Annotated in this window: 12 protein-coding genes; 6 read left to right on the top strand and 6 right to left on the bottom strand. The window is 67.9% G+C overall.

Going from position 1 to position 12,085, the window contains the following annotated elements:
- Positions 1-15: 15 nt before the first annotated feature.
- Positions 16-2,304: a glycoside hydrolase family 3 N-terminal domain-containing protein gene (locus CA234_RS10565; RefSeq protein WP_126001669.1), complete on the top strand. Its 2,289-nt coding sequence runs from the start codon at positions 16-18 to the stop codon at positions 2,302-2,304.
- Positions 2,305-2,657: 353 nt separating this feature from the next.
- Here the strand turns inward: CA234_RS10565 and CA234_RS10570 are convergent, their stop codons facing one another.
- The gene (locus CA234_RS10570; protein ID WP_126001670.1) at positions 2,658-3,341 is read right to left on the bottom strand and encodes a Fe2+-dependent dioxygenase; all 684 of its coding nucleotides are present in this window, start codon (positions 3,339-3,341) and stop codon (positions 2,658-2,660) included.
- Positions 3,342-3,484: 143 nt separating this feature from the next.
- The gene (locus CA234_RS10575; protein ID WP_241213444.1) at positions 3,485-5,881 is read right to left on the bottom strand and encodes a TonB-dependent siderophore receptor; all 2,397 of its coding nucleotides are present in this window, start codon (positions 5,879-5,881) and stop codon (positions 3,485-3,487) included.
- 383 nt (positions 5,882-6,264) lie between these two features.
- Between CA234_RS10575 and CA234_RS10580 the strand changes: the two genes are divergently transcribed.
- Positions 6,265-7,176, top strand: a complete 912-nt coding sequence (locus CA234_RS10580; protein WP_126001671.1) for an alpha/beta hydrolase — start codon at positions 6,265-6,267, stop codon at positions 7,174-7,176.
- 36 nt (positions 7,177-7,212) lie between these two features.
- Here the strand turns inward: CA234_RS10580 and CA234_RS10585 are convergent, their stop codons facing one another.
- The 3 genes from CA234_RS10585 to CA234_RS10595 form a co-directional block, all read right to left on the bottom strand.
- Positions 7,213-8,487: an MFS transporter gene (locus tag CA234_RS10585; protein WP_125977605.1), complete on the bottom strand. Its 1,275-nt coding sequence runs from the start codon at positions 8,485-8,487 to the stop codon at positions 7,213-7,215.
- Positions 8,488-8,555: 68 nt separating this feature from the next.
- The gene (locus CA234_RS10590; RefSeq protein WP_125977607.1) at positions 8,556-8,864 is read right to left on the bottom strand and encodes a UBP-type zinc finger domain-containing protein; all 309 of its coding nucleotides are present in this window, start codon (positions 8,862-8,864) and stop codon (positions 8,556-8,558) included.
- Positions 8,865-8,987: 123 nt separating this feature from the next.
- The gene (locus CA234_RS10595; protein ID WP_126001672.1) at positions 8,988-9,407 is read right to left on the bottom strand and encodes a DoxX family protein; all 420 of its coding nucleotides are present in this window, start codon (positions 9,405-9,407) and stop codon (positions 8,988-8,990) included.
- 216 nt (positions 9,408-9,623) lie between these two features.
- Here CA234_RS10595 and CA234_RS10600 point away from each other — a divergent pair, with 216 nt between their 5' ends.
- The 4 genes from CA234_RS10600 to CA234_RS10615 all read left to right on the top strand — a co-directional run bounded on the left by CA234_RS10600 (position 9,624) and on the right by CA234_RS10615 (position 11,692).
- Positions 9,624-9,938: a hypothetical protein gene (locus CA234_RS10600; protein ID WP_125977611.1), complete on the top strand. Its 315-nt coding sequence runs from the start codon at positions 9,624-9,626 to the stop codon at positions 9,936-9,938.
- Between the two features lie 11 nt (positions 9,939-9,949).
- Positions 9,950-10,345 carry an OsmC family protein gene (locus tag CA234_RS10605; RefSeq protein WP_125977613.1) on the top strand — a complete coding sequence of 132 codons (396 nt, stop codon included), beginning with the start codon at positions 9,950-9,952 and terminating at the stop codon, positions 10,343-10,345.
- On the top strand, positions 10,342-10,824 hold the full coding sequence (locus CA234_RS10610) for an OsmC family protein (protein ID WP_126001673.1): 483 nt from the start codon (positions 10,342-10,344) through the stop codon (positions 10,822-10,824). The genes CA234_RS10605 and CA234_RS10610 overlap by 4 nt, the downstream gene beginning before the upstream one ends.
- 64 nt (positions 10,825-10,888) lie before the next feature.
- Positions 10,889-11,692, top strand: a complete 804-nt coding sequence (locus CA234_RS10615; protein ID WP_164521781.1) for a transporter — start codon at positions 10,889-10,891, stop codon at positions 11,690-11,692.
- A gap of 24 nt (positions 11,693-11,716) precedes the next feature.
- On the opposite strand, the gene CA234_RS10620 is transcribed toward CA234_RS10615, so the two are convergent.
- Positions 11,717-12,016, bottom strand: coding sequence for a hypothetical protein (locus tag CA234_RS10620; protein ID WP_126001674.1), 300 nt, complete (start codon positions 12,014-12,016; stop codon positions 11,717-11,719).
- Between the last annotated feature and the right edge of the window lie 69 nt (positions 12,017-12,085).

A 12,085-nucleotide genomic window follows, 5' to 3' on the forward strand; every position in this document is an offset into this window, starting at 1 on the left:
TGTGGGAGGAAACGCGTGAAAGACGGCCAAATTTCCAGGCGTGCGGTGTTGATCGGGGCAAGCGCGGCGGCGGCCTGGGCAGCAAGCCCGGCGCGTGCGATGCTGCTCCAGGCGGGCGCGAAGAAGCTGCCCGCCGCGGTCGAGTCGCTGCTCGCCCAGATGACCGTCGAGGAGAAGGCCGGGCAGCTCACCCTGATGGCGGCCGCCTGGTCGGGTGGGGCGGCGGTGACGCTCAATCCTGCGGGTGCCTCGTCGAACTTCGACGGGCAGCTGGCCGAGGTGCGCGCGGGACGCCTGACCGGCGTGTTCAACGGCAATGGTGCTGCAATGGCCAAGCGGATGCAGACGGTCGCCACGCGCGACTCGCGGCTCAGGATCCCGCTGCTCTTCGCCGCCGACGTGATTCACGGATTTCGTACCGTCTTCCCCGTGCCGATGGGCGAGGCGGCGAGCTTCGATCCCGATCTCGCCGAGCGCACCGCGCGTGTCGCGGCGGTGGAGGCGGCGGCCGCCGGAATCGACTGGACCTTCGCGCCGATGGTCGACATCGCCCGCGACGCGCGGTGGGGCCGCGGCGTCGAGGGCGCCGGCGAAGACGTGCTGCTCGGCAAGCTGATCGCTGCGGCGCGGGTGCGCGGCTTCCAGGGCGCCAAGGGACTCGAAGCGGCGGATGCCGTCGCCGCCTGCGCCAAGCATTTCGCCGCCTATGGCGCGGTGGAGGCGGGGCTCGACTATAATACCGTCGACATTTCCGAGCGGACGCTGCGCGAAACCTATTTCCCGCCCTTCCAGGCGGCGCTGGCGGCAGGTGCGCCGACGGTGATGGCGTCGTTCAACGAGCTGTCGGGCATCCCGGCCACCGCCAACGAATGGCTGCTCACCGAAGTGCTGCGCCGCGAATGGGGCTTCGACGGGCTGGTCGTCTCCGACTATACCGCCGACGAGGAACTGATCGCCCACGGCTTCGCGGCGGACGCGCGCGAGGCGACCAAGCTCGCCTTCATGGCCGGCGTCGACATGAGCATGCAGAGCGGCTTCTACATCAAGCACCTGCCGGACCTGGTCGCGAAGGGGGAGGTCCCGATGGCGCGGCTCGACGAGGCGGTGCGGCGGGTGCTGGCGCTGAAGGTGCAGCTCGGCCTGTTCGATGATCCGTTCCGCCGCATCGATCCGGCACGCGAGAAGGCGCGGGTGCGCACGCGTGCCAACCTCGCGCTCGCCCGCGAGGCGGGGTCGCGCTCGATCGTGATGCTCAAGAACGAAGGCGGGCTGCTGCCGCTGCCGCGCGCGGGCAAGAAGATCGCGCTGATCGGGCCGTTCGCGAGCGGGCTGCACGATCTGATCGGCCCGTGGAACGTCTATGGCACCGATGCCGAGGCGGTGGATCTGGCCACCGGCGTCAAGGCGCTGGTCCAGGATCCGGCGCTGGTGAGCGTCACCGCGGGCGCCGGGCTCGACGGCCCGATCCCCGGTGGGATCGAGGCGGCGGTGGCTGCGGCGCGCGCCGCCGATGTGGTCGTGCTGGCGGTGGGCGAGCATGCCCGCATGTCGGGCGAGGCGCAGTCGCGCTCGGCGATCGTCGTGCCCCCGGCGCAGATGGCGCTGGCCGAGGCGGTGGCGGCGACCGGCAAGCCGGTGGTGGTGCTGCTCCGCAACGGCCGCGCGCTGGCGCTGGAGGGCGCGGTCCTAAAGGCACCGGCGATCCTCGTCACCTGGTTCCTCGGCTCCGAGGACGGGCCGGCCATCGCCGACGTGCTGTTCGGGGTGGTGAGCCCCTCCGGGCGGCTGCCGGTCTCCTTCCCGCAGGCGACGGGGCAGGAGCCCTATCACTATGACCACAAGCCGACCGGCCGCCCCAATCCGGCCGGCCCGCTGCAGGAATACAAGACGCATTTTCGCGAGTTCCCGAACCAGGCGCTGTTCCCGTTCGGCCACGGCCTGACCTATGGCGAGATCGCGTATAGCGACCTCGATCTCGGCGGCGGCCAGCTGTCGGCAGACGGCAAGCTCGTGGTGTCGGCGACCATTGCCAACAGCGGGTCGCGCGCCGCGGAGGAAGTGGTGCAGCTCTATATCCGCGACGTGGCGGCGAGCGTCACCCGTCCGGTGCGCGAATTGAAGGCGTTCCGCCGCGTCGCGCTCAAGCCCGGAGAGCGCAAGCAGGTGCAGTTCACGCTGAGCCGTGCCGACCTGCTGTTCATCGGCCAGACGCTCAAGCCCACGGTGGAACCGGGCAAGTTCCAGCTCTGGATCGCGCCTTCGGCCGAAGCGGAAGGCGTGTCGGGCAGCTTCGAACTGGTGTGACCCTCTAATCCTCCCCCTGGCGGGGGAGGACACGCTTGCGGCCAGGGTGGCGCTCCGCCCGCCCGTGCAGTGCGCGCGGGATTGGTTCGGAACCGCTTACCCAACGCTCCGATAGTGGTTGCTTTGTGCTTGGCCGTTTTTTGCGAACAGGGGCAATTAGCTGCCCTCCGGTTGGCACATTAACTTCGCCACATCTCCAGAACGGCCGCAATCGGAAGAGGCAAGTGCGTGGCCGAATGACCGCAACTGATGTCGTGGACGGCTCTCCACCACAGCGCCGCCCGTCGATCGATCCCGATAAGCGAGGGGCCTAGCCAGGAATCAACGCCGCCCCCACAGCGGCAACAACCGCCTTACGCGTCTGCCCAGCGGCGCAGCAGATTGTGGTACACCCCCGTCAGCGCCACCACCTCGGCATGGCCCTGCCCGACTTCGCCGACCAGCCCCTGGATCGAGCGATCGAGGTCGAACAGGATCCGCCGCGCGCCGTCGTCGCGGACCATCGATTGGAGCCAGAAGAAGCTGGCGACCCGCGCGCCGCTGGTCACCGGCGTCACCCGGTGCAGACTCGACGAAGGATAGAGGATCGCGTGCCCCGCGGGCAATTTCACCGACTGCGCGCCGAACAGCCCCTCGATCAGCAGCTCGCCGCCGGCATAGGCCTTGGGGTCCTCCAGGAACACGGTCATCGACAGGTCCGAGCGCACGCGGAACTCGCTGCCGCGCTGGATGCGCACGGCATTGTCGACGTGCAGCCCGAAATTCTGGCCGCCGGCATAGCGGTTGAACAAGGGCGGGAAGATCTTGAGCGGCAGCGCCGCGGCGATGAACAAGGGCGAGCGCGCCAATGCATCCAGGATCACCGCCCCGGCTTCGCGCGCTGCCGGGCTGGCTTCGGGCAGCTGCTCGTTGCGCTTGGCGAGCGCCGCCTGCGGGCCGGAGGTGACGTTGCCGTCCACCCATTCCGCCGCATCCACCAGCGCACGCACCCGCGCGAGCTCGGCGGACGACAGCAGGTCGGGGATCGGGATCAGCATGCACACACTCCTGCGCGGGAAAACATCCTGCCCTGTGATCGTCCCGCGTGCTGCAGGACATGCGCCAGATCAAGGGCGGAGAAAAGAAGCGGCCCCTCCCGGCATGAGCGCCGGAAGGGGCCAAGGCGTCGCGGCCTTCGCGATCAGAAGCGATAGTTGAGCGTCAGCACCGCCGCACGGCCGTCGCCCGGGGTTGCCCAGCCATTGTTGCGGATGCGCGTATAGTAGAGCGAGTCGGTCACGTTCTTCACGTTCACCTGCGCCGACAGGGCACGGGTGATCTCGTAGGAGAGGAACGCGTTGTGGACCCAGTAATCGGGGCTGTAGAGCACCTGCGGCGCGGTCGCCGTCGGCAGGTTGAACGCTGCCTTGCCCTGATAGGTCACGCCGTAGCCGAGCGTGAGCCCGAACGGCAGGCGGTAGGTGCTGAACAGGCTGCCCGAATGGTGCGGCGTGTTCTGCAGCTCGGCATCCTTGCCATAGTCGATCGTGCCCGCCGGGCTGTTCTGCGCGATGCTGCGCAGCACCTTGCCGTCGAGATAGGTGTAGTTGGCGGTGATCGACCAGGCCTTGGTGATCTGGCCGACAGCGCCCAGCGCGACGCCGTTGACCCGCGACTTGCCGTCCAGCTGCTGCTCGGGGACCAGCGGGTCGCCGGTCGCCACTTTGTAGTTGGTGCGCTCGTTGCGGAACAGCGCCGCGGTGAGCAGCAGGCGCCCGCCGAACACTTCAGCCTTGCCGCCCACTTCATAATTGCGCGCGGTTTCCGGATCGACGTTGCACGTCGCCGCGGTGCACGAGCCGTTGACCGAGGTCTTGGACGGCGTCTTGGAGTTGCCATAGGCGACGTAGAGGCTGATCGCCTTGATCGGCTTGTAGACCAGGCCCGCGCGGTAGGAGAACAGCTTGTCCTTGTTGTAGAACACGGTGCCCGGCGTCACCTGGCCCAGCGTCGCCGTGGTGGTGGAGACGGTATCGGCGCGGTAGCTGCCGTCGTTCGACTCCCAGCGTAGGCCGCCGTTGATCTCGAAATGCTCGCCGAGCTTCATCGTGTCGAACAGATAGACGGCATAGTTGGTCAGCTCGCCGGTCTGCCGCGCGCTTTCGATATAGTTGATCGGGCCGGTATAGACGTTGCTGCCATAGACGCGCGCGATCCCGCTGGCCGCCGCCGGGCCTGTCACCACCGCGTTCGGATTGGCGATGCTGATCAGCGGGTAATAGAGCAGCGGGTTGGTGCCGTTGGCATTGCGCAGCACGTTGCCGGTGGAAAGATAGAATTTCTCCCAGCTCGCCGCGGCACCCAGCGTCACCGAATGCTCGATGAAACCGGTGTTGAACCGCGCCATCAGGTCGACCTGGTCATAGGCGAGCTGGTTGCGCGTGTTGCGGGTGTTCCCGCGCGGGCCCGAGGCATAGTAATAGCCGGCCGGCACCGTGAGCGTGCCCGTGGTCGCGCCGGTGAAGGCGACTGTGCACGGCGTGCCTGTGGGGGTGAGGCCGTTCGCCAGGCACCAGGTGCCCTGGGGCGGATCGACGATGCTGTGCTGGGTCACGTCCTGCCAGCGCGTGACGTTACGGATCGTCACCCGGTCGTTGAAGTGATGCTCGAAGGTTGCGGTCGCCTGGTCGACATTGCTCTGCTGCGTGTCGACATTGCGGAAGCCGAAATAGCTGGCGCGGCTGACACCCGGCAGCGCGCCGCCGGCGACCTGATAATAGGGCACGCCATATTGCGGCGTGTTGTCGTCCTCCTGGTGGAGATATTGCAGCGTCAGCTTGGTCGGGCTGTCGATGCCGATCGTCACCGCCGGCGCCACGCCCCAGCGCTTCATCGTCTCGACATCGCGGCCGGGCACGTCGTTGTCGTGCTTCATCGCGTTGAGGCGGAAGGCGATCAGCTCGTTGACGCGCACATTGGCATCGACCGTGCCGCGATAGTAATTGTCGGTGCCGATGCCGCCCGAGGCGAGGATGCGGGTGTTCGCCTGCGGCTTCTTGGTCACCATGTTGATCGAGCCGCCGACCGAGCCCGCGCCGTTCTGCACCGAGTTGGGGCCGTTGACGACTTCGAGCTGTTCGAGATTGAACGGATCGGTGCGGGTATACTGGGCGCTGTCGCGGATGCCGTCGACGGTTATGTCAGTATTGGCCGAATAGCCGCGCAGGTTGATCGAATCGCCATAGCCGCCGCCGCCTTCGCCGGCACCGAAGGTGATGCCCGGAACGGTCGACAGCATGTCGCGCAGGGTGAGCAGATTCTGCTGCTCGATCACCTCGTTGGTGAGAATGGTGATGGTCTGCGGCGTGTCCCGCACGGGCCGCGTCGCCTTGGGCGACTGCTGGTGCGGCGAATAGGGTTGGCCGTTGACGATGATCGTATCGCGATCCTGCAAGTCCCCATCGGATGCCGCGCTGGTCGTAGTGCCGTCGTTCGCGTGCTTGTCCTCGGCCTGGGCGGGTGCCGAGACGAGAAAGCCTACACAGGCGAGTGCAACGAAAGCCGGCGCGCTGGCCAGCGTCGCGGAAGTGCGATTCACGTAATTCCCCTTTGAACGTCGTTACGGGAGCGCCTATTGCGAGCAATTCGCATTGTCAATGCGATTGCGAGCGATTTGCATAAACTCCGGCATGGGGTGGCGGTACGCTGGGATTCTGGGGAAGTGCCCGGCGTCGGCCCCTCTAGACCGAGTAATCCACCGAAGTGCCGCCCGCGACGCCAAAACCCACGATACTAACTTTCGAGAACTAATCAGTATTTATATGATTTATTCCCTTTGATCCGAACGCTTCGATCGATCAACAGGCCGATTTAATTGTTGGACAAACGTGATGCGGGTGCTGATACTCGGCCAAAGCAATTAACGGGGAGGATTGGATGCGTTCACATTCGTTGAAACGTCGGCCCGCACTTGCGCTGTGCATGGGCTTCACCCTGGCGACGCTATTCGCCGCGCCGCTGCCCGCGCTGGCACAGAACGACAAGATGACGGCGATCGCCACGCCCGCGCAGCCGAGCGCGATCGAACTCGGCACCGGCTCGCTGCCCGGTGCTACCGCGACCGAGAGCTGGCACAGTCAATATGGCAGCGTATTCGCCCGCAACGTGACGGTGGCGACGCTCACCCCGTTCCTGCCCGATCCCGCCAAGGCGAACGGCACCGCGGTGATCGTCGCACCGGGCGGTGGCTTCACCTCGCTGTCGATGCAGAACGAAGGCTGGGACGTCGCCAAGGCGCTCGCCGCGCACGGCGTCGCCGCCTTCGTGCTCAAGTACCGGCTCAACCAGACGCCGCAGGACCTCGCTGCCTATGAAGCCGCGATGAAGGCGCGCTTCGCCGGCGGCGGGGGCGGGCCCCCGCGCGGTGCCGATCCCAAGGCGATGATGGCGGGCATCGCCACCCAGGTGACCGACGCGCGCGCCGCCTTCGCGCTGGTGCGCAAGCGCGCGGCCGAATGGCACGTCCAGCCGGACAAGATCGGCATGGTCGGCTTTTCGGCGGGCGCGATGCTCACCCTGGCGACGGCGCTCGACGGGCAGGACGCCAAGCCCGCCTTTATCGGCACGATCTACGGCCCGCTGACCACCTTCCAGGTCCCCGCCGACGCGCCGCCGCTGTTCGTGGCGCTCGCGGCCGACGATCCGCTGTTCGGCAATACCGGCTTTGGGCTGATCGATAGCTGGCGCGGCGCCAAGCGGCCGGTGGAGTTCCATTTGTTCGAACAGGGCGGCCACGGCTTCGGCATGTATCCCAAGAAGACGACGAGCACCGGATGGTTTGGCGAATTCGTCCGCTGGATGACGATGCACGACTGGATCAGGGCGGGCGCGTGATCTCCCCATATCCTCCCCCGTCAGGGGGAGGATGGGTCAGGCCAGCGTATCCCGCCGCAGCGGCAGCGCCAGCACCGCCGCCAGCGCGCCGAGCAGCAGCGCCGCCGGTCCCGCGAGCATCAGCCAGCGGATCGCCGCCAGGCTGCTCGCCCCCTGCGGCGCCCCGGCGACGAAGCCGCTCGCCTGGTAGATCGCGCCGATCGCGAACCCCGACGCCGCCAGCGCCGCCTTTTGCGCGAGCGCGAAGGTGCCGAACGCGATCGCCTCCACCCGCACGCCGCTGCGCGCCGCGCCCCAGTCGACGCTGTCGGGCAGCAAGGTCCAGGCGGCGAGCCCGAAGCCTGCGAACGCGACCTGCATGCCCAGCAGGAACAGCGTCGCCGCGCCGACGCCGGGCGCCGGCAGCAGCACGAAGCCGGCGGGCAGGGCCAGTGCGAGCCCGCACGCCGCCAGCCACGCGGCCCGCGCCCCGGCCCGTCGCGCCGCGATCGTCCAGAGCGGCGTCGCGACGAGGCTGGCGAAGGCCATCGCCGCCAGCGCCTGCGGCCCGGCGGGATCGTCGGCGAGCACATAGCGGAAGAAATAGAGCACCGACTGCGTCGTCAGCGCCGCCGCGGCCGCGCCCGCCGCCGCCGCGAGGTTGAGCGCGACGAACGCACGATTGCGCGCGAGCAGCATCAGCGCCGGGCCGATCGCCGGGCGGGTCGCCGCGTCCCCCGATGGCCGCCGCTCGGGCACCATCCACGCGATCGCCAGGAGCAACGGCACGCCGAGCGCAGCGAGGAGCGCGCTCGCCGCGCCGTAGCTCCCCAGCGCCCGCACCAGCCCCGGCAGCGTCCCCGCGACCAGCGTCGCGGCGACGGCGCCGAAGATCATCCGCAACCCCGCGAGCAGCGACCGCTCGGCGCTGGTACCCGCCAGTCGGGTCGTCCAGGCCGAATAGGGGATGTTGGTGAAGGCGTAGAGCGTGCGGAAGCCGAGCTGTGCCGCCAGCGCCGCGCCCCAGCCGCCCACCGGCACCGCGAACATCGCGACAAAGGCGAGCCCCAGCGGCACGGCGCCCCAGCCGATCAGCCAGCGATAGGGCCGCCGCATCCGTTCGGCGATCACGCCCGCGACGAAGTCCGCCGCGCCGTCCCAGGCCGCGCCCACCAGGAACAGCGTGCCGGCCAGCGCGGGGGCCAGCCGCAGCGTGTCGATATAGAAGAACAGCAGGTAGAGATTAACCGCCTGCCAGTAGAGATTGAACGCGAAATCGCCCGCGCCGAACAAGAGGAGTGCGGCGCGGGACGCCGGGGCGGGCGGGGTCATCGAAGCGGCGGATGCGCGATCATCGGCACCGTCTTAGCGCCCGGCCCGCGCCTGTCCACGGCGCGGGTTCAGAAGAAGCGCGGGATCGGGCCCTGCTGCGGCGTCTGGTCGGGCAGGTCTACCTCGATCCCGTCGGCATAGCACCAGCCCCAGCCTTCGGGCGGGTCATAGCCTTCCATGATCGGATGACCGGTTTCCTGGAAATGGGCGGTGGCGTGGCGGTTGGGGGACTGGTCGCAGCAGCCGACATGGCCGCATTCGCGGCACAGCCGCAGATGGACCCACCAGCTGCCGGTCTTAAGGCACTCCTCGCAGCCCTTGGCGCTGGGGGTAACCTCGCGGACCGTGTCCGAATTCATGTGCGTGCAGCGGGTCATGGCGATCTCCTTGCAGGCGGGTCTAGCGGAGACCGGATGCCGGATCGCCTGTACGCATGGATGGGGACGCGAAAAGGGGCCGCACCCCTGGTGCGACCCCTTTCAACGCGGTTTCAGATCGTCTTAGCGGCGGGCGTCGAGGCTCCAGCCGCCGGCGCCGAACGCGACGACCTGCAGCAGGCCGCCCGCCATCGCGATGTTCTTGAAGAAGTGGATGAACTGGTTCTGGTCGCCCAGCGCCGAATGGAAGGCGAGCGCGGTCGCGACCGAGAAGGCGGCGAGGATCCCCGCCACGATGCGGGTGCGATAGCCGAGGATCAGCGCGATGCTGCCGCCCAGTTCGACGAGCAGCGCAATCGCGAAGCCCAGCTGCGGCAGGGGCAGGCCTGAAGACGCGATATAGCCGATCGTCGCGCCCGGTGCGGCGAGCTTCGACAGGCCGCTGAGCAGGAAGATCGCGGCGATGCCGATGCGGCCGACCAGCGGCAGGGCCGACTGAACGTTGGTAGGGGTGGCGGTGTGAGAATAAGGTGCGGTAGCCATGATGTGTCTCCGAAAGAGGGCGGGGACCGATCTGCCTCGCCTGGTGACCGGAAGATGGCCCCGCCGAGATGGCCTGAGAACTGGAATAAAGTCGTCCCATATGTTCGACTATATCGAACAGTAGCTGTTCAACTCCCTCGAACGATAGCGTCGAAACTATCCGGCTGATCGGAAGTGCGTCGCCGGGCTAGAAACGGCCCAACACAGGAGGTTTCGATGGACCGATACACAGCACCCGAACTCAGCCAGACCGAATGGGCCGCCGTCTCGGTGGCCTTCCAGGACGCGGCGGCCTGCGGCTGCAGCGCCGTTGCGGCAACCGAAAAGCCCTCGCTCCTCGGCCGCGTGGCGGACACGCTGTTCGGCGCCCGCCGCCCGACGCCGCTGGCCAACCCGCGGCTGGAGGCGATCCGCCAGTTCGTCTGCACGACGCGCCGCCAGCGCCGGCCCGCCGCGCATCTGGTGCCGGTGCTCGCCGACCATGGCTTAAACCCCGCGCAGATCGAAGCGATCGCGCTGCTGGCGATCTGAGGGCCACGACCATGCTGCACACCACCGCCCATATCGGCCCCGAGGCGATGGAGACCCGGATCCAGGCCGGCAGCCACGCGCTCCTCGCCGACGAGCCGCCGAGCAATGGCGGCCGCGACGCTGGCCCGGCGCCCTACGAACTGCTGCTCGCCGCGCTCGGCGCATGCACCGCGATGACGCTGCGCATGTACGCCGACCGCAAGGGCTGGCGGATCGATTCGCTCGATGTCGACCTGCGGATCCTCGGCAGGCCCGAGGAACGGCACATCCGGCGCGTGCTGACGATCACGGGCCCCGATGCGGCCGCCAAGGCACGGCTCGCCGAAATCGCCGAACGCACGCCGGTGACGCTGACGCTCAAGCAGGGTATCGCGATCGAGACCAACTTGGCGGAGCAGACGGCATGAGCAGCGAAGTGGCCCTGGACGCGATCGCGCGCGATACCGGCGCGGGCAAGTTCCAGGTGGCGGTGCAGGTCGCGGGCGTGGCGCTGATGCTCGACGAGCCGGTGTCGGTCGGCGGCATGGGATCGGGGCCGACGCCCTATCAGATGCTCGCCTCGGCGCTCGCCGCCTGCACGACGATGACGCTGCGCGTCTATGCGCTGCAGAAGGGCTGGCCGGTCACCGGCATCCGCACGCTCGCCGGGCACCAGCGCCAGGCAGGCGTGCATCCGGCGGACCTGTTCACCCGGCGCATCGAGATCGAGGGCGAGCTCGACGACACCCAGCGCGCCCGGCTCCTCGAGATCGCCGATCGCTGCCCGGTACACCGCACGCTCACCGGCGGTGCACGCGTCGAGACCGAACTCGCCGATGCCGCCGCGCCGACCGAACCCGCCGCCGCCCATGCCGCCGATCTGGAGCATGCGATCCGCGACGCCTGAGGCTTCTGTTTCGAAACATTTCCGACATGGCATCGTTGGGCCCTCCACACGCTCGGGGGATGACATGGTACGCGCTGCACGGATATTGGGTCTTACGACGGCGCTGCTGGCGGAGGGCAATGCCTTTGCCGACGATGATCCCCGCTTCTGCCCGACCCGCCCGAGCATCGGCGCATCGAGCTGCACCACCGAGCCGGGCCGCGTCCATGTCGAGGCCTCGTTCGTCGACTGGGAGCGCGACGACGCCGCCGACCAGCGCGGGGACCGGATCGTCACCGCCGACCTGCTGGTGCGTGCGGGCGTAGGCCCCAAGACCGAGGTGCAGCTGGGCTGGACCGGCTATGGCCAGGACCGCACCCGCGACAAGGCCGGCGCGATCCACCGGGTGACCGGCACCGGCGACCTGCGCTTCGCGATGCGTCAGCATCTCGCGGGCGAGAAGGGCAAGCCTTTTTCCGCCGGCGTCGAGGGCTTCTTCACTGCGCCCACCGGCAAGTCACCGATCGGCGACGGCACCTGGTCCGCGGGCGCCATCGTGCCGGTACAATATGACCTGACCGAGAAGCTCGCTGTGGCCTTCACCGGCGAGGCCGATGCCGCCGCCAACGAGAGCGGGCAGGGGCGGCACTTCGCGGTCAGCGGGATCACCAGCCTGCGCTACAAGCTCAGCGAAAAGGTGACGACGACTGCGGAATTCTCGCTGGAGCGGGACAATGATCCAGAGGGGCACGAGACCCATGCCCTCGCCGCGCTGTCGACGGCATGGAGGCCGACCAAGGTGCTGCAGCTCGATCTGCTGGCGGTGGCGGGGCTGAACCACAACGCGCCGGACGTGCGGCTGGTCGCGGGCGGGGCGGTGCTGTTCTAGCGAGGAGGTCAAACACCAGCGAGATCAATCGCGTGTGTTCATGTTGAAATGGACGATGTATAAGCGAAGAAGCTCAGCGAGTATAAGCTGCGCCTCCGCCGTGTTCAGTGCACGATATCCGCTTTTCTCGATCGCTATGCATACGCCAGCGTCCCCGCTTCGCGCGAACTCGATGCTTCTGCGCAACGCTCCGCGAAAACCTTCGTCTAGATCTGGATATGCCTGGCCGAGACCTGCCATTTCAGCTGCGGCCGTATCCAGAGTGTCTTGGTGAACGTAGGCGCCAAAGATTTGCTGAAGCTGTTCGCGCAGATGTGCAACCATGCGCCTCAGATAGGAAATGCGCGCTACTCAGACTATCGTCTCATAGCAAAGACGGCGGCTGCGCAATGC

It is taken from the genome of Sphingomonas sp. ABOLE, assembly GCF_003950455.1.
GTDB lineage: Bacteria > Pseudomonadota > Alphaproteobacteria > Sphingomonadales > Sphingomonadaceae > Sphingomonas > Sphingomonas trueperi.